Consider the following 18,282-nt stretch of genomic DNA (forward strand, 5'->3'; position numbering starts at 1 on the left):
TCATCAGATCTGAAGGATCGCCATGCCATGATTCGGGTGAACCTCGCCGCCGCGACTCATGGAGGAAGAACAACTTTTCCCCGGAAGCGGCGGTTTCCCGTCCGATCATGCCAAGGATCCTCCGCTATGCTCCTGCCCTGCTCATGCTGGTCGCCGGCGGGGTAGCCTTTTTGGTGGCACGTCGCCTTTCCACCCTCCCGGATGGCATCGTTCTGGACCGGATGGTCGAAACCGTGACGCGCACTCCCCGCCACCCACTCCACTCGAAATCCGCACCATCCAGCCCACGCACCCTGGAGATCTTCTCCTCCGCCCGGCCCGAAGAGACCATCCTTCGTTTCCCCGATTCTGAAAGCTATCTCGCCGCCCTCGCCACACCGCTCGCAGCCGGCCTGGAGTGGCGTGGCCAACTGGACCGCCTCGAAACCATCCGGCTCCACTACACCCATTGGGCGTCTCTCGCCCAATGGGTGGCCGCACTTGGCTATTCAGGATTCTCCGAACCTCCACCTGCTCCCTCCGTAGGACTTCGCTCGGATGGAGTCGACTCCAGTCAGGCCCTCGGATTTGAACGAAATTCCGTCGATTGGCTCGGAGTCCCCGGCCGCCATCCGCAATGGGGTGCCGGAGTGCGCATCGCGATCATCGATTCCGGCGTGGTGGCCCATCCCGAACTTCGGCCAGCGACCGAATCCATCGAGATCGTCCCCTTTCCGCAGGACCTCTCGAAAACTCACCCTCACGGCACCTCCGTCGCCTCCGTCATTCAAGGACAGGGACCTCGAATCAATGGCCTCGCTCCCGCAGCAGAGATCATTTCGATTCGCGCCATCGACGACGAGGGCCAAACGGATGCCTACGATTTCGCTGCCGCCCTGCTCGCCGCCATCGATGCCAGGGTGGACCTCGTCAACCTTTCGGTCGGCTCCCTCACCGGAAGCTCACTCGAAGCCGACGCCGTGCAGCAAGCCATCGACGCTGGGATAGTCGTCGTCGCGGCGGCAGGAAACGACGCCCACGATCATCTTCGGTTTCCCGCCGCCTACCCCGGCGTCATCAGCGTCGGCGCCATCGATGCCGGCGGAGAACGCATGGCATTCTCCAATACCGGCGATCATCTGGCCATTGTCGCCCCAGGAGTCGCCATGCTGACTGCGGCGCCAGGAAATGGCTACATTCTCACCAGCGGAACCTCCGTGAGTGCCCCCCTCGTGACCGCCGCCATCGCCGCAACCATGTCGGACGGCTCGGGTCGGCACCTTTCAGCCCGCCAGGCCGCCGATCTTGTTTTGAGCCTTACCGACGACATGGGACCCGCTGGCCGGGATCCCGAATACGGCTTCGGAATCCTCAATCTCAGCCGCATCATGAACCGGAGCACCATGGGCATCGTGGACGCCTGCCTCACCGACCAACGATTGGTACGCAACGCCACCGGCCAGCTCTCCCTCCGTGTGACGGTTCAAAATCGAGGCACCGCGACGCTTACCAATATCCTCGTAAGAATTGAGCCCACGGGATCCCTGGCAAGCATTGGACTTCTCAAGGCAGGAGCGGTCCACTCACTGGATTTTCCACTCGGCGAATTTGCCCCGTCCATCGGGCTGCCCGTGACATTCACCAGTCAAATCACTCTGTCTCAGGGCGCCGCCGACATCAGCCAAGAGGATCATCAACTGACCACCCGGATTTTTGCCCCTTAACGCGCATTTTCAGGGATCTTCATCTTTCCTAAAGGTCCGCCGGTACAGAATGCGGCCATGAAGTTGATTGCGCTCGGGATTTTCCCCGCCTTCCTGTGGGTCGGCTGTGCTCCCGGAAATTTCTCCCTCCCCACCACCGGGCCCCTTCCCGCTCAATGGAAACATGCCGGGAATTTCCCCACGGCCCAACCCTCCCGCGACCTCAGCCACTGGTGGAAGTCTTTCAACGATCCCACCCTTACGCGGTTGATCTCCGAAGGGCTTTCCAACAGCCCGGATATCGATTCCGCCGTCGCCCGGGTCCGTGAGGCTCGCGCCAACCGCAAAGCCACGGCATCCTCTCTTTTCCCCACTCTTTCCGGCTCCGGCTCGGCAGGTGCCAGTTTCACCGAACCTCGCGGTAGCGCCACCACCACCAGCCAATCCTACTCCGCCGGCCTCAGTGCATCCTGGGAAGCCGATATCTACGGCAAAAACCGTAACAACCTCATCGCTGCTGGAGCCAACCTTGGTGCCGCCGATGAAAATCTCCACTCGGTGCAGGCCTCACTGGCCGCTCAAATTGCCTCCGCTTATGTTCAATTGCGCTCCGCGGAAGCTGGCCTCGATGTCCTCCAGCGCAATATCGCCACTCAGGAAGAAACCTTTCAGTTCGTCTCCTGGCAAACCCAAGCCGGCGAAACCGACGCCTATGAAGAGAATCAGGCGAAAACCAGCCTCGAGCAGGCCAAAGCGTCCATCCCCTCGGTCCTGCAGAGCATCGAGCAGTCTCGCAATGCTCTCGCTCGCCTCTGTGGACATGCTCCCGGTGGTATCGATGGCATTCTGGGCTCCTCCACTCGGGGGGTTCCGGTTCCTGCGGAGAAGCTCGCCGTCGGCATTCCTGCCGACACCATCCGTCAACGCCCCGATGTCCGAATCGCGGGATACCAACTTCTCGCTTCCGTGGCGCAAACCGAAGCCACCAAGGCAGACCGCTTTCCCTCGCTTGGGCTTTCTGGATCACTCGGAGTCAATTCGCTGAAAGCATCCAAAATCTTCGATCCAAATGCCGTCGCGGGCAGCATCGCCGCCGGCCTCGCTGGCCCCATTTTCGATGCCGGGCGGATTCAAGCCAACATTGAGGCCAGCACCGCTGCCACCGATCAAGCCATCGCCAGCTACCGCTCCACGGTCATCACCGGACTCTCCGAAGTCGAAGATGCCTTGATCGCCTGCAAACGATCTGCCGAGCGCCTCTCCGCGATCGAAAAAGCCACCGTGCTCGCGCGCGAGTCCGATCGCCTCGCGCGCATCAGCTACCAAGCCGGAGAGATTGACTTCCTTTCCGTTCTCGATTCGCAGCGCACGCTGCTCGGACTCGAAGACAGCCTCCTTTCAACCCAATCCGACCGTACCAACGCCTACATCAGTCTCTATCAAGCCCTCGGCGGCGGCTGGTAATCCTCCTACCTCGCGAATCTCCAATCCATTCACTCCATGTCCAAGTCGCAACCCGAAGAAGACCTCGCCGCCATCGTGCGCAGCGGAGCTTCCCGTCCCATGAAAAAAGTCGTCGTCGGAGTCGTCGTGCTCGTCCTCGTCGCCGGAGGCGTCGCCTACTTCCTGAAAAATGAGAAAGCCGAATCCGGCAAAACTCACTACGTCACCGAGCCCGCTGAAAAGACCGACATCTCGATCGTCGTCACGGCATCCGGCAACCTTGCGCCGACCAACCAAATCGTGGTCGGAAGTGAACTCTCCGGCACCGTCACGGAGATCTATGTCGACACCAATGACACCGTGACCAAAGGCCAGGAACTGCTGCGCCTCGACACCACCAAATTGGAGCAACAGACCGAACGCAGCCGCGCTTCCCTCCTCTCCGCGAAAGCCCAACTCAGTCAGGCAGAGGCCACTTTGGAAGAAGAACGTGCCACCCTCGCCCGCCAGGAGGAATTGCTCGAACTCAGCGGTGGCAAGACCCCATCGCGTGCCGTGATGGCCGCCTCCCGTGCCGCCGTCGCTCGTGCCGAGGCCAATGTGGAGAGCGCCAAAGCCACCATCGCCGCATCGGAGGCCGACATTGGGTCCTACGAAAGCGACCTGCAAAAGGCCATCATCCGCTCGCCCGTTGATGGCATGGTGCTCGCCCGCTCCATTGAGGTGGGCCAGACCGTGGCAGCCTCCTTCACCGCTCCCACCCTATTCACGATCGCCGAGGACCTCACCACCATGGAACTGGTGGTTTCAGTTTCCGAAGCTGATATCGGCCGTGTCAAAGAAGGCCAAACCGCCACCTTCAACGTCGATGCCTGGACCGGCCGCACCTACACCGCGACCGTGAAAAAGGTGGCCTTCGGATCCGCCGACCTCACCTCTTCTTCCACCACCACCGCCACAACAGGAGGCGTGGTCACTTACGACACGGAACTTTCCGTCGAAAACAAGGACCTCTCCCTGCGCCCAGGAATGACTGCGACCGTCGACATCCAGGTAGTCAACGAAGTCGACGTCTTGGCAGTGCCGAATTCCGCTCTGCGCTTCGACCCCGCCCTGTATGAGGCTCTGGCCAATCCCGAAGAAAAGGACCAGACACTGGTTCAAAGCATGACGCCAGGAGGACGTCGTTGGCGCCGTGATGGACCTCGCAAGTCCGGCGGTCCCGGAGGTCCGCCCACGGTATGGATTTTAAAAAATGGCGAGCCAGCCAAGGTCGTCGTGGAGACCGGTGTCACCGATGGCAGCATGACCCAGATCACCAGCGGAGATCTCGATCCCGGAACTGAAGTGCTCACCAGCATCGAGCCCCCGAAATCATGAGTGCCCCCCCCCTCATCGAGCTCCAACAGCTCACCAAAGTCTACGGCAGCGGAGCCGCCGCATTCAAGGCCCTCAAAGGCATCGACCTGACCATCGCCAGTGGAGACTTTGTCGCAGTCATGGGCCCCAGCGGATCGGGAAAGTCCACCCTGATGAATCTACTCGGCTGCCTCGATAGCCCCACTTCCGGCTCCTACCGATTCAAGGGAATCGGCGTCGAAACCCTGAACAAAGATCAGCGCTCCCTCCTGCGCCGCCACGCTCTCGGCTTCATCTTCCAAGGCTTCAACCTGCTCGCACGGACCTCCGCCCTGGAGAATGTCGAGCTGCCTTTGCTCTACCGTGGCTATCCGCGGAAACGTCGTCACGAACTCGCGCGCATCGCCCTCGCCAATGTCGGCCTCGCTGACAAAGAGCGCAATACTCCCGCCGAACTGTCGGGTGGACAACAACAACGCGTCGCCATCGCCCGAGCCATCGTCACCAGCCCCGAAACCTTGTTTGCTGACGAACCGACCGGCAACCTCGATTCCAAAACCACCCATGAAATCATGGACCTGCTCGGCACGCTCAATCGCGACCAGGGCATCTCCATCATCATGGTCACGCACGAAGATGAAGTCGCCTCGTTCGCCAAGCGAGTGATTCACGTCCGCGATGGACTCATCTCCAGCGACCTCCGCAACACCCCTGTGGACGCCAACTAAGCCCACCTCTTCCCATGCTCTTCAACGCCCTTCTGATCGCCATCCGGGAAATCCGCCGGAATCTCACCCGATCCTTCCTCACCGTCATTGGCATCGTCATTGGCGTGGCGGCCGTGGTCACCATGGTCACCTTGGGCCGCGGCGCCACGGAAACCATCAAAGGAGAGATCTCCAAGATGGGCAGCAACCTGCTCGTGCTCCGACCCGGGCAAGGCTGGTGGAGCCGAGGCGTCGATCAATTTTCTCTCGCCGACCTGGATGCCATCCGCCACCAGATCAATGGCGTCGCCGACATTGCCCCCTTCGTCCAGACATCCGTTTCCGCCGTCTATCAGGAAAACAACAAAACGTACGACGTTCAGGGTACCACGCCGAACTACTTCGAGATCGCCAACTGGACTCTCTCCAGCGGTCGCATCTTCACCGCCGAAGAAGTTGAAGACTCCGTCTCCGTTTGCGTGATCGGGGAAACCGTCCGCAAAGCCTTGTTCGGTTCCGTCGACCCCGTCGGCAAACGCATCCGGCTCGGCACGACCTCCGCCGAAGTCATCGGAGTGACCGCCGCGAAAGGCCAGGGTGGTTTCGGAGACGACCTCGATGACAACATCATCGTCCCCTACACCTCACTCGTCCGCCGCCAAACCGGCAGCCAAGGTGGCCGCTTCGTTTCCCAAGCGATGATTTCGGGCGAAGATGGCTTTCCCAGTGCCCAGATTGTGGCGGAAATCACCAACCTGCTTCGCGAACGCCGAAACATCACTGGCAATGAACAAGATGACTTCAACGTCTTCGATTCCCAGCAACTCGCCGACGTCGTCACCTCCAGCACCAAAGTGATGACCTCCCTCCTCGGAGCCGTTGCAGGCGTGAGCCTGTTAGTGGGAGGTATCGGTATCATGAACATCATGCTCGTCTCCGTTACCGAACGGACCCGCGAAATCGGCATTCGCCTCGCCATCGGCGCGAGGGCTCGGGAAGTTCTCCTCCAGTTTCTTGTCGAGGCAATCACTCTCTCGTGCATCGGAGGCCTGGCCGGCATCCTCCTCGCTTTCGGACTCTGCCATGCACTGGTCAAAGCCGTCGGCACTCCGTTCATCTTCGATCCCACCATCAATCTCATCGCCTTCGTCTTCTCGGCGGCTATCGGAATTCTCTTTGGATACATGCCCGCACGACGCGCCGCTGCCCTCGACCCGATCGACGCCCTAAGGCATGAATGACCTCGGATTTTGAAGTGAATCGGTCGCCACCCCATCTGGAAGCTTCCGATTCGCCCGCCACCCCATCCTGATGCGCCTGCTTATCATCGAAGACGATCCCCTCCTCCTGCATAGCCTCCGTGAAGGGCTGCAGGAGGAACGCTACGCGACCGACACCGCCATGGACGGCGTCGATGGCCTCGCCATGGCGCGGGAAATCGATTTCGATGCCATCGTCCTCGATGGAATGTTACCCGGAATCGATGGCTGGGAACTCCTGCGACAACTGCGGGAGACCAAAACCACTCCCGTCCTCATGCTCACCGCTCGCGATGCCGTTCCCGATCGCATCCGCGGATTGGATGCCGGTGCCGATGACTACCTTACCAAACCCTTCGATTTCGACGAACTTCTGGCCCGGCTCCGTGCGCTGATTCGTCGCAATCACGGCCAAGCAAAAAACTATCTCGAACTGGGCGATGTCACCCTCGACCTCGCCACCCGGACTCTCAGTCAAACCGGCTCTCCCGTGGCTCTCACCCCCCGCGAATACGCACTCGTCGAGTATCTCGGCCTTCATCGCGGTGTCGTCATCAGCCGCACCGAACTCTACGAGCACCTCTTCGACGAGAACGACGACTCCCTTTCCAACCTGCTCGATGTTCACGTCTCGAATGTAAGAAAGAAGCTCGGCGCATCCTTCATCACCACCCGCCGCGGTCACGGCTACTCGATCGAATGAAGCGCCCATTCCACTCCATTCGCTGGCGCTTGCTCCTCTGGCACTCGCTCGTCTCCCTTGGCCTCGTAGTCGCCGTCTGGCTCCTCGCCAATCGCTTGAGCACTCGCGATCGCATGGAGCGAATCGACCGCGACCTCCACGATCACGAAAAGTCCTTCTACCGAGGCGTCTTCGCTCCCAAGAACTCGTCCAACGACAAAGACGGGCCTCCCTCCCTCGATGACATCCGAGACCGACTCCGCTCGCTGGGCAACCCCGCCATCGATCCCCCGGAGTTCCGCGACCTTTTCAAATCCGATCCCGCGGGCACCTACATCGTCGTCTGGGACAGTGACGGCTCCTCGCTCTTCACCTCTCCCAATGCCCCAGCGGGTCTCACCCGCCCTACCAAGGTGCGCCCGGAACGCTCCGAGCGCTCCGTATGCGATCGAGGAACTTTACACGAACTCCACAGTGCCCACCCCTCCGGTATCATCACCGTGATTGGTCGGGATATCTCCACCGAACTGGGAGCTCTTTACCGATTTCGCATCCTTCTCGCCGTTGGCGGTGCCTCGATCCTCCTCGCCGCCATCGCAGGCGGTTGGTGGCTCGCCGGCCGCGCCCTCAAACCCATCCATACCATCTCACAAACCGCCTCCCGCATCGCTGCGGGGAAACTGGAAGAACGCATCGCCATCCCCGACCGCGACAACGAGTTGGACCAACTCGCCCACGTCCTGAACGACACCTTCGATCGCCTCGCCTCGGGCATAGAGCGCCAAAAACGCTTCACCGCCGATGCCTCCCACGAGCTCCGCACTCCGTTGACCATCATCCTCACGGAAACCCAACGGGCCCTCCGCTCCGAACGCGACCCCGCCCAGTACCGGCAGTTTCTCGAAAACTGCCAAACGGCAGCTCAGCGCATGCGCGGGATCGTCGATTCCCTCCTCGTACTGGACCGCCATGATGTCGGCGCCGAATCACGAGCCCATCGTCCCTGCGATCTGGCGGAAATTGCCCGCGGCGTGACGGACCGCCTCGCCCCCCTCGCCCAAGAACGCGGCAGCAACCTTCATCGCCAGCTTTCACCTGCCCTCGTCGGAGGGGACCCTGAGTGGCTTGAAACCGCCGTTCAAAACCTCCTTTCCAATGCACTCTCCCATCCTCCTGCAGGCACCTCGGTCTCCGTTCGCTGCGGCCACCGGGGAGGAGAAAGCTATGTGGAAGTCCACGACGAAGGTCCCGGCATCCCGCAGGAACATTTGCCTCGGCTTTTCGACCGATTCTATCGGGTCGACCGCGCTCGCACCCAAACTCAGGGACATACCGGACTTGGGCTCGCCATTGTTCAAACCATCGCCACCGCCCACCACGGACGGCTCGAGGTCACCAGCAACGCCGGGCAGGGCACCACCTTTTGCCTGACATTTCCTCATCTCCCTTCATGAATCCGCATCATCAGGTGCATGACCCCATCTCCGGAGCCTCCGGTTGATCCCGGACGGAATCCGCACACCTCGTGCTAGCATCGGTCACTCCGCCATGCTTGCCCGCCTGCTCAAACAGCACACCGGCCCGCTCACCCGCGATCTGGTGCAAACCCCTGGATCATTTGGCCTCGGCAAAGTGCCCGAGCGCCTCAAACCCGTCGGCACAACGACCTCGATCTGCGGATACTGCGCGACGGGTTGCCAACTAAAGCTTCATCTCGACGCCAGCGGTCGCGCGATCAACCTCAGCCCTCAGGCCCACTATCCCGTCAATCTCGGCATGGCATGCCCGAAAGGCTGGCAGGCTCTCGACCCCCTTGATGCTCCCGACCGCGGCACCACCCCTCTCCGGCGCACGGCTCAGGGCGATTTCGAATCCATCGACTGGGCAACAGCCGTCGAAACATTCGTTCATCGATTCAAAAGCATCCAACAGCGCCACGGCCACCATTCGGCCGCTTTCCTCTCCACCGGCCAGATTCCCTTCGAAGAGATGGCCTTCCTCGGTTGCCTTTGGAAGTTCGGCATGGGCTTCCATCACGGCGATGCCAATACCCGACAGTGCATGGCCACCGCCGTCAGCGCCTACAAGCAATCCTTTGGCTTCGACGCCCCTCCCTACACCTATGCCGACTTTGAAGAGAGCGATGTCATTGTGCTCGTCGGCGCGAATCTATGCATCGCCCACCCCATTCTCTGGCAGCGCATCGTGCGCAATCCACGCTCCCCAAAAATCATCGTCATCGACCCCCGCGCAACGGAAACCGCGCAAGCCGCAGATCAGCATCTTCCCCTTCGCCCCAAGGGAGACCTCCCCCTCTACTACGCTCTTGCTCACTGCATCATCCGTGATGGGCGCATCGATTCCAACTCACTCGAACGCACCGAAGGCTTTGAGGAGTTCCGCCATTTCGTTCGCGATTACTCTCCCGCGGCCGTCGCCGAAGCCACCGGGATCGACTCCGACACCATCGAAACCCTGGCCCACCAGGTCTCCGAGCCGGGCAAGCGCGTCTCCTGGTGGTGGACGATGGGCGTGAACCAATCCTACGAGGGAGTTCGTACCGCCCAGGCCATCATCAATTTGTGCCTAATGACCGGGAACATCGGTCGTCCAGGCACCGGCCCCAATTCCATTACCGGGCAATGCAACGCCATGGGTTCCCGGCTCTTTTCCAACACCACCTCACTCGTCGGTGGTCACGACTTCGCCAACCCGGAACATCGCCTGAAAGTTTCCAGAATTCTGGGAATACCGCTCGATGCGATTCCCTCCTCCCCCTCCCTCGCCTACGATCAAATCCTCGACGCAGCCGAACGGGGCGAAATCAAAGGCTTGTGGATCGTCGCCACCAATCCATTCCACTCTTGGATTGATTCTGGAAGACTCGCCGCGCTTCGCGAAAAGCTCGAGTTTCTCGTCGTTCAGGACATGTATTCGACGACCGAGTCGGCACAGGTAGCGGACCTGTTCCTGCCCGCCGCCGGGTGGGGCGAAAAGCAAGGTTGCTTCATCAACTCCGAACGCCGGATTGGCACCCTCAAGGCCGTTCGCACACCCCCGGGTCAGGCCCTAGCCGATTTTAGAATCTTTCGGCTGCTGGCACACGCCTGGGGTTGCGATTCTTGGTTCGACTCATGGACCGATCCTGAAGCGGCTTTTCTTCAACTCCGTGACCTCACCCTTGACCGGCCCTGTGACATCACCGGGATCCGCGACTATCAGCACATCGATCAATCCGGAGGCATCCAATGGCCTTACCCAAAATCGATGACGACCCCTCCTCATCCAACCCACGCAGATCGGGTCGGTGAACTCACTGAACGCCGCCTTTTCGCCGACTGGAACTACTACACCCCTACTGGAAAAGCTCGAATCCACTTCTCTCCTCCGGCCCCACCTCCTGAACCTCCCAACGCCGACTTTCCCTTCCTCCTTCTCACTGGCCGGGGCTCAAGCAGTCAGTGGCATACCCAGACTCGCACCGCAAAATCCGATATCCTGCGAAAACTCTCTCCACAGGAAGCCTACCTTGAGATCCATCCTGAGGACGCCGCCATTCTCGGCATCGCCGCCAACGATCCCGTCAAAGTGAGCTCGCGCCGGGGTGAAATCATCGTCGCCGCCTACCTTGCGCCCACCATGCAACGTGGCCAGGTGTTCCTTCCGATGCACGATCGTCGAGTCAATCAGCTCACCCACCCGTCCTTCGATGCCCATTCCCGCCAGCCGAACTACAAGGCTTGTGCCGTTCAGATCTCCTCAGCCAAGACCTCGTCTCCCAGCAAAAAATCGAGAACGTCTCCCGCCGAATAGCCCTTGGATCCCGGAGCGGCCAGCTTCCGAATCCCCGACAGATCCTTGCCACACGTCAACAAAGGCTGCTCGGTTTCCTCGGCACGCCGTTGCCCCAATCCAATGTTTGCCATCAGGCTGTTGCACAGACATTTCCGCCCAGCGGTCTCTTCGATTCGACCTCCCTTCTTCTGAAAGTCCAGCGGTTGTTCCGCCGGGCACCTCCAGCCCACCGAGCCATCTTCCCGTTCGTAGGCCTCCCGCAGATAGCCCAAGTCGCAGATCCTCTGCCGCTCCTCGTAGATCTCCGCCTCTGACAATGACCCCGGAGCCGTCAGCACCTGAAATGGGAACCCGGTAGGAGATGCCGCCGGATCCCGGAAAACTTTCTCCTCTCCCGCCAACGCCGATTTGATCGCTGCCTGCTTCAGGTCTTCCCGAAGACCCGACTCCTCGCAAAAAGCAAACAAACTGCCGAGCTGAATTCCTTCCGCACCATCCGCCCGTGCCTCTTGCAACTTTTCCGGGCTGCCTTGGGAACCGGCCACCCAGAACGGCAAGCCCAGTGCCCGAATCGCGGCGCGATCCACCTCATCACGCGGTCCATACATCGGTTCACCCTCCTCGCTCAACTTCAGGGCGCCACGCGGCGGAGCATTGTGGCCTCCCGCCGTGGCATCCTCAACGACCAGACCATTCACTCCGCCTTGGCACTTCTTGACCAACATCGAGGCCAAGGTGACCGACGACACGATCGGGAAAAACAAAGGACGCTGAAGCTCCGGAGTTTCTCCCGGAAACCACCTTTTCGGATCCAACCGCATCTTGTGATCCCCCCCCGCTCCCGTAACATGAAGACTGAATTCCACCGGCTCCCATGCCGCCAAGCGGTCAAGAATCGATGGAATCTCCAACGGAATCCCTGCACCGATCAAAACCACACTGACCCCCGCCAACATCGCCCCCAGCAACGAGGGCAACATCGGTGTCTGGATCTTGTGCAGGAAATTGATGCCGACCCATCCCTGATGCCCTTCCTTCGCCAGAAACACCTCCGCAAAGTTGGCCACCACCATCAACTCTTCCAATGCCTGGCCCTGACGATCTCCCACCATGGGCTTTGCCGCGAACGCCTTGGTCTCCGGTTTGCCCCCTTCCACGAAATAGCGGTCAATCACCCGTTCCGCCATCTCCCTCCCGGGAAACGCCGCCAAGGCCCGCCGCATATGACCGCCCGGATCCCCCGCTTGCAGGCGCCGCGTCAGGATCAGGTCGATCGCCGTTCCCGACACCACGCCCAATTGTCCTCGCAACGCCACCGCTTTCGCCAGACGCCAATTCGAAATGCCGAGGCCCATGCCTCCTTGAATGATTCGGGGAAGTTCCATGAGAAATCCAGGTGCCCCCGCAGCTGGCGGCGGCCAAACCCGATCCTTCGGTCCCGTCACCGCTCGGTGAAGATCATTCGCTTCCACCCGCAAGAGCCGCGACGACTTCCGCAACCCGTGCGCAGGCCCTTGATGTTTCCTCCCCATCCAACGATGATCCTCCCGTGAGTGCGACGATCCATCAGCTCTTCACCTCGCCGGGGCACAACTTCTACGGCCACCACGGCGGACCCGCCGGAACCCACGAATCGATCGAGCACGACTCCATCGAACTCGTCGCGGGCAGGGGGATCCGTGGCGACCGTTTCTTCGACTACAAAGAGAACTACAAAGGCCAAATCACCTTCATCGACCTCGCGGTCGTCGAAGCGATTCGGGAACACGCCCAAGCCCCCCACCTCCCGGCCTCCGCCTTCCGGCGCAATGCGGTCGTTTCCAACATCGATCTCAACGCCCTTATCGGCGAACGTTTCTGCCTCAATGGACTTCTCTTTGAGGGCACTCAGGAATGCAGCCCTTGCTATTGGATGGACGAAGCCACGGGCACCGATGGCACCGAAGCCCTGATGAAAAATCGCGGCGGTCTGCGTTGTCGCATTCTAGAATCCGGCATCCTCACCACCGGCCCTGCCACTCTCGAGATCCCAGCCCTCTGACATCCTCGTGGACGACCCCATCACTCCCGCCGAAGCCGATGCGATCATCGCATCCTCCCTCTGGCAACCCGCGACTGATCGGGTCTCCCTCGTCGAGGCCGTCGGCCGCACCCTAACCCGTGCCATCCATGCCGACCGCGACCTCCCCCCTTATGCTCGCGCCATGATGGACGGGGTGGCCTTCTCCTCCTCCTCACCACCCCATTGGATTCAGGGCCTACACGCTGCCGGCGACCCACCGCCCACGGCCTTGTCCGCCGAGCATGCGTGGGAAATCATGACTGGGGCCTGTGTTCCGGCCGATTGCGACACCGTCGTTCCCTACGAAGACATCACTCTCGAACCGCAGGGCGAAGAGCTTCAAATTCTTCAAATACTAGAAACTTATGAACCCGGCCAGTACATCCACCCAACTGGCAGCGATGCCCTATCGGGAGAAGTGCTGGTCCCAGCCGATCGGATCATCGGACCCGCCGAAATCGCCATTGCCGCCTCCGTCGGGCTCACTGAGCTTGAAGTGGCAGCGCGACCACGCATCGCATTGATTTCCAGCGGAGATGAGGCCATTCCTGTCGCCGATCACCCTCAGCCCTGGCAAATTCGCCGTTCCAACGGTCCGATGCTCGAAGCTCTGCTGCGTCGCGCTAGCCATGTTCCTCGCCTCGTCCGCCATGTTCCGGACGATGCCGATGTCGCCCGCGACGACCTTCACGACGCCCTCGCCCAATCGGACCTCGTCATCCTTTGCGGCGGCATCTCCAAGGGCAAACGGGACCTGATTCGCCCCCTCCTGGAAGAAAAACTCGGTCCCCCCGCCTTTCATGGTGTTTTCCAGCGCCCTGGGAAACCCCTGGCATTCTGGTCGGGGCCACCTCTGGTCTTCGCCCTTCCCGGAAATCCTGTCTCTGTCCTGGCCACCTTCACTCGCTACGTTCTGCCCGCACTCAGCCAACTCGAAGGAAGCGACCTTCAGGTACCGACCCGACCATCTCCACCAGAGCTCCAGCCCCTCCCTCACCTGACCTGGTTGCTGGCCCTCGACGCCGCCGGCAACCCTCTCCCTCCTCGCAACTCCGGGGATTTTGTCTCCATCTCTGGAGCCGCCGGGTTTCTGGAAGTCCCGCCTGCACCCGATTGCACCGATCGTCTGCACCTCCGTTTCTTTTCCTGCTCTCCATCCTGAATTCATCTCGCCATGTCCCTGACCCACGTCGACGCCAACCATCACGCCAACATGGTCGATGTCTCCGCCAAGGAGATCACCCAACGCAGTGCCACCGCCGAAGCCCTAGTCACCGTCAACGACGCCGTTTCCGCCCAGTTCGATGGCTCCGACCTGATCTCCAAGAAAGGGCCCGTCTTCCAAACCGCGATCCTCGCCGGTATCATGGCCGCCAAGCAGACCAGTCAACTCATTCCCCTCTGTCACCCTCTGCCGCTCGATAGCGTCAAAGTCGACATCACTTTCGCCGACCACACTGCCACGATCCATTGCACAGCGCGAACCACCGGCAAGACCGGTGTCGAGATGGAAGCGCTCACCGGAGCCTCCGTCGCCGCCCTCACCCTGCACGACATGTGCAAGGCCCTCGACCCCGCCATCGTGATCTCTCAAATCCGGCTGCTCAAAAAAACGGGCGGCAAATCCGATTTTTTGGCCCAACCCTAAACCGCCAGATCCATTGAAAGCCCTCATCCTCGCAGGTGGCCGCAGCCAGCGCATGGGTCGCGACAAAGCCACCCTTGAACGGCCCGATGGTCGCCGCCAACTCGACCACCTCATCTCGCTCCTCCAAACCGTCGGCACAGACGTCATTGTTTCCGCCAATCACCCGATCTCGCTGCCCCCAGAAGTCCCGATCCTTAAGGATCTGCGCCCGGGAGGAGGCCCCTTGGCGGCTCTCGAATCCTTCCACGCCGCCCACCCGGAAGATCCCGTTCTGCTCATCGGCTGCGACCTCTTCCTCCTCGACGCGCCCACCCTCAAGACCCTGATCGATTCCTACGAAGATCCCGCCACCGCATTCCGCAACCGCCTTGACCAACGCGGAGAACCCCTCGCTGCCATTTATGCTCCCGCAGCCCTCGATCGCGTCCCACTCCTCCTCGATCACCAATCGTTTTGCGCCCGGCATTTTCTTGAATCCCTCAATCCCCTTCTTCTCGACCTTCCTCACCCCGTCGCCCTCGACAACGCGAACACCCCTGTGGAACTCGACGAAGTCTTCGCCAAGATCACTTCAGGCGTTCACCCCAAGACGGTGAAAATCCTCTATTTCGCCAAACTTCGTGAAGCTCGTGGCCTCGACGAAGAGATTCTCGAAACCGTCGCCTGCACCGTCGGCGGGCTCTACGAGGAACTTCGTTTTCAACATCGACTGCCGCTCGCTTGGAATGCCCTCCGCGCAGCCCGCAATGGCGACTTCTGCGACGGGTCCACACGCCTCGCCCCCGACGATGAAATTGTGTTCATCCCCCCCGTCGCAGGTGGCTGATCTCAAAACTGCACCCCCTTCACTTGCCCATCTCTCCTGCCCGACTTCTTCGATTTCCTCGATGTTCCGACTCCAGACCACTCCCCTGTCGCCCACCGAACTCCGCGAAGCCACCATCGATCCCGCTGCCGGAGGCTTCTGCTCCTTTGAGGGCTGGGTTCGCAACCATCACCTCGGACGTCCGGTCGCCCGACTCGAATATGAAGCATATGTTCCCCTCGCAGAAAAAGAAGGAACGCGCATCCTTGATGAGGCCCGCGAACGCTTCTCCATCCTGCACGCTGTTTGCGTCCACCGCACCGGCCCCATCGAAATCGGTGGCCTCGCCGTAGTCGTCTGCGTTTCCGCAGTGCATCGCGATGCCGCCTTCGAAGCCTGCCAATTCATCATCGATGAAGTGAAAGCCCGGGTTCCCATCTGGAAGAAGGAGTTCTTTACCGATGGCGAAGAGGGCTGGGTCCGCTGCGATCACTGTGGGCACTAAAGACTCTTAGGATCGCCCCTTGCGCTCCCGGCTCGAGACCGCTCTGTTGCACCCGTGAAATTTGCCTTCGTCCTGAGTTTTTCGCTGGGCCTCCCAACTCTTGGTCACGCTGCCTTGCTGGCGCATGTTGCCACCACACTCGGTGACATCACCGTGGATCTCCAGTACGCCGCCGCTCCAAAAACGGTGGCCAATTTCATCACCCTCGCCCAGGGCACGCGCGCCCACCTCGACCCCACCAGTGGAACCCTCTCCCACACTCCCTACTACGTGGGAGAGTCGTTCTTCCGCGTCGTCAATGACACCACTTTCAAAATTGCCCAGACCGGCTCGGGAACGGGCACCAACTCCGGTGGACCAGGATTTACCTTTCCCGATGAATTTGCGCCCTCGCTCCGCCACGGTCCCTACATGCTGAGCATGGCCAACAGTGGGCCCAACTCGAATGGCAGCCAGATCTTCTTCGTCGGGAATTCCACCCCCTCTCACCTCGACGACGTCCATACCATCTTCGGCCTCATCCCCGACAGTGCTAGCCGCGCCGTCATCGATGCCATCCATGCCGCCGGCAGCAACGGCTCGTCCATCACCGCCATCACCTTCGAGCGCACCGACGCCGCGGCGGAAGCCTTCGACGAATTCGCCCAAGGATTGCCGGAGGTCACACCGGCCACCGCAACCCTCGCTGTCACACCGGGAGAAAACGTGGATCTCCTTCCCTCCCCGCCTCTTCAACCCGGAGAGTTTCTTTCCATCCAGCGTAGCACTGATCTCGCGGTCTGGGCAGACCACCTATCTCTCTATGCCGGCCCCGAGGATCTACCCGTGGAAACCGTTCAGACCGAATCGCCCTCGCCCCCATCTCAAGCCTTTTACCGCATTACCCGCGTCACCTACCCCGAGGCCCTCGCACCGGGATCATTGGCAAACCGGACTCTCGTCGTCCTCCTGCCCGACACCTCCGATTCCGTCACCCTCACTTTCGACGCCACGGGCACTGGCGGCACCTGCGACTACACTGGCAGCAACACCTCGGGCACCCTCACCTATGTCGACTATGCTCCGTCCGCCTACGGCATGAGCCTGGTGTTTTCCTCCACCAACGTCATTCCCCTGAACATCCTCGGTTCCTTCGATTCCGAAACCGACGGCACCCTCATCGGACGGCACTCACTTTACGGCTGGAGCAACTCGGCGTGGACTTCCTTGGGCTCATCCACCCTCACTCTCAGCCATTGAATTTCGATTTTTCGTCTCTCAGTTCATGGCTCCGAACCACTCCGGCTTCACCAGCCAAGCGCAGTAGATGAAATAGCCGACCAATAACAAGGTCCCCTCAAATCGATTGATCCTCGATCCCCGGGCTAGAACTGGCACTAGGGCCAGGGTGAAGCCACCCATCACCATCAAGTCGAGGCGATTCAACGTTGCCACCTCGATCGGTTTGATCACTGAAGAGATTCCCATCACCGCCATCACATTGAAAAGGTTCGAGCCGATGATGTTTCCCGCAATGATGTCCGTTTCATTTCGCCGAGCAGCCGCCACCGTGGTCGCCAACTCCGGCAATGAAGTCCCAACCGCCACTAAGGTCAGGCCGATCACCACCTCTGAGATCCCCATCGTTCGGGCGATCGCCACCCCTCCAAATACCAAACGGTCCGCACCGTAGACCAAGCCAGCCAGACCGATCGCTACCCACATCAAGCTCTTCCAAAGAGGGCCCCTGGACTCTTCCACCACTTCCTCGGGGAGATCCACCGCTAGGTCGCCCGGCTGCTTTCGGGCCATCCGGATGCTTGCGATCACATAAACGACGATTCCCGTCGTCAGCACCGCTCCTTCCACCATCGAAAGTCGCCCATCCCAGATCATGGCGATGAAGGCCGCCGTCACTCCCAACAGAATCGGAATCTCCCGTTTCACCACCTGACTCGACACGACCAACGGTCGAATCAACGCGGCCAATCCCAACAGGAGGGCGATATTGCAAATATTCGACCCCACCACATTGCCGACGGCGATGTCCGCCTGGGTGTCTGCCTTCAAATTCGCCTGCAAACTGACCAGCAACTCTGGCGCGCTGGTTCCGAACGCCACCACGGTGAGCCCGATCACCAACGGAGTCACTCCCGCCCGAAGGGCAATCTCGGAGGCTCCCTTCACCAGCCAATCGGCACCCACTGAGAGCAGCACGAGTCCCAAGGCCAGCCATCCGAGATTCATCAGAATATCCACGCCCCGAACCCTGCCTGACCTTCCCCCAATGCCAACTGGAAACTCCCCCACGATTTTCCACCCCGGACCAACACTTCAGCCCCCCTCTTTCCGGACT

General features: G+C 60.6%; 16 protein-coding genes. 14 read left to right on the forward strand and 2 right to left on the reverse strand.

Annotated features, from left to right (window positions below):
- The first annotated feature begins 107 nt into the window (after positions 1–107).
- The 8 genes from HNR46_RS04660 to HNR46_RS04695 all read left to right on the forward strand — a co-directional run bounded on the left by HNR46_RS04660 (position 108) and on the right by HNR46_RS04695 (position 10,945).
- Complete coding sequence (locus HNR46_RS04660) at positions 108–1,703, forward strand: S8 family peptidase (protein WP_184016262.1); 1,596 nt, start codon at positions 108–110, stop codon at positions 1,701–1,703.
- A 57-nt stretch (positions 1,704–1,760) separates the two neighbouring features.
- Positions 1,761–3,146, forward strand: coding sequence for an efflux transporter outer membrane subunit (locus tag HNR46_RS04665; protein WP_184016264.1), 1,386 nt, complete (start codon positions 1,761–1,763; stop codon positions 3,144–3,146).
- A gap of 36 nt (positions 3,147–3,182) precedes the next feature.
- Positions 3,183–4,505, forward strand: a complete 1,323-nt coding sequence (locus HNR46_RS04670; RefSeq protein ID WP_184016266.1) for an efflux RND transporter periplasmic adaptor subunit — start codon at positions 3,183–3,185, stop codon at positions 4,503–4,505.
- Entirely contained in the window at positions 4,502–5,212 is a 711-nt protein-coding gene (locus HNR46_RS04675) for an ABC transporter ATP-binding protein (RefSeq protein ID WP_184016268.1), read from the forward strand. The genes HNR46_RS04670 and HNR46_RS04675 overlap by 4 nt, the downstream gene beginning before the upstream one ends.
- Positions 5,213–5,226: 14 nt before the next feature.
- The gene (locus tag HNR46_RS04680) at positions 5,227–6,432 is read left to right on the forward strand and encodes an ABC transporter permease (protein ID WP_184016270.1); all 1,206 of its coding nucleotides are present in this window, start codon (positions 5,227–5,229) and stop codon (positions 6,430–6,432) included.
- Positions 6,433–6,502: 70 nt separating this feature from the next.
- Positions 6,503–7,153: a response regulator transcription factor gene (locus tag HNR46_RS04685; protein ID WP_184016272.1), complete on the forward strand. Its 651-nt coding sequence runs from the start codon at positions 6,503–6,505 to the stop codon at positions 7,151–7,153.
- The gene (locus tag HNR46_RS04690) at positions 7,150–8,586 is read left to right on the forward strand and encodes an ATP-binding protein (RefSeq protein WP_184016274.1); all 1,437 of its coding nucleotides are present in this window, start codon (positions 7,150–7,152) and stop codon (positions 8,584–8,586) included. Before HNR46_RS04685 ends, HNR46_RS04690 begins: the two co-directional genes overlap by 4 nt.
- 94 nt (positions 8,587–8,680) lie before the next feature.
- Positions 8,681–10,945 (forward strand): molybdopterin oxidoreductase family protein, encoded by a 2,265-nt coding sequence (locus tag HNR46_RS04695; RefSeq protein WP_184016276.1) that lies wholly within the window; start codon positions 8,681–8,683, stop codon positions 10,943–10,945.
- On the opposite strand, the gene HNR46_RS04700 is transcribed toward HNR46_RS04695, so the two are convergent.
- Positions 10,882–12,312 carry a beta/alpha barrel domain-containing protein gene (locus HNR46_RS04700; protein ID WP_184016278.1) on the reverse strand — a complete coding sequence of 477 codons (1,431 nt, stop codon included), beginning with the start codon at positions 12,310–12,312 and terminating at the stop codon, positions 10,882–10,884. The two genes, HNR46_RS04695 and HNR46_RS04700, sit on opposite strands and share 64 nt — an antisense overlap.
- Positions 12,313–12,476: 164 nt before the next feature.
- On the opposite strand from HNR46_RS04700, the gene HNR46_RS04705 reads away from it, so the two are divergent.
- The 6 genes from HNR46_RS04705 (at position 12,477) to HNR46_RS04730 (ending at position 17,186) form a co-directional block, all read left to right on the forward strand.
- Entirely contained in the window at positions 12,477–12,968 is a 492-nt protein-coding gene (locus HNR46_RS04705; RefSeq protein ID WP_184016280.1) for an MOSC domain-containing protein, read from the forward strand.
- Positions 12,969–12,975: 7 nt separating this feature from the next.
- Complete coding sequence (locus HNR46_RS04710; RefSeq protein ID WP_184016282.1) at positions 12,976–14,151, forward strand: molybdopterin-binding protein; 1,176 nt, start codon at positions 12,976–12,978, stop codon at positions 14,149–14,151.
- 12 nt (positions 14,152–14,163) lie between these two features.
- Positions 14,164–14,637 (forward strand): cyclic pyranopterin monophosphate synthase MoaC, encoded by a 474-nt coding sequence (gene moaC, locus HNR46_RS04715; RefSeq protein ID WP_184016284.1) that lies wholly within the window; start codon positions 14,164–14,166, stop codon positions 14,635–14,637.
- Between the two features lie 13 nt (positions 14,638–14,650).
- On the forward strand, positions 14,651–15,463 hold the full coding sequence (locus HNR46_RS04720; protein WP_184016286.1) for an NTP transferase domain-containing protein: 813 nt from the start codon (positions 14,651–14,653) through the stop codon (positions 15,461–15,463).
- Between the two features lie 61 nt (positions 15,464–15,524).
- Entirely contained in the window at positions 15,525–15,947 is a 423-nt protein-coding gene (locus tag HNR46_RS04725; protein WP_184016288.1) for a molybdenum cofactor biosynthesis protein MoaE, read from the forward strand.
- A gap of 54 nt (positions 15,948–16,001) precedes the next feature.
- The gene (locus HNR46_RS04730) at positions 16,002–17,186 is read left to right on the forward strand and encodes a peptidylprolyl isomerase (protein WP_184016290.1); all 1,185 of its coding nucleotides are present in this window, start codon (positions 16,002–16,004) and stop codon (positions 17,184–17,186) included.
- Between the two features lie 18 nt (positions 17,187–17,204).
- Here HNR46_RS04730 and HNR46_RS04735 read toward each other — a convergent pair whose 3' ends face one another.
- The gene (locus HNR46_RS04735) at positions 17,205–18,173 is read right to left on the reverse strand and encodes a calcium/sodium antiporter (protein WP_221285012.1); all 969 of its coding nucleotides are present in this window, start codon (positions 18,171–18,173) and stop codon (positions 17,205–17,207) included.
- Positions 18,174–18,282: the final 109 nt, after the last annotated feature.

It is taken from the genome of Haloferula luteola (assembly GCF_014201715.1).
Classification (GTDB): Bacteria; Verrucomicrobiota; Verrucomicrobiia; order Verrucomicrobiales; family Akkermansiaceae; genus Haloferula; species Haloferula luteola.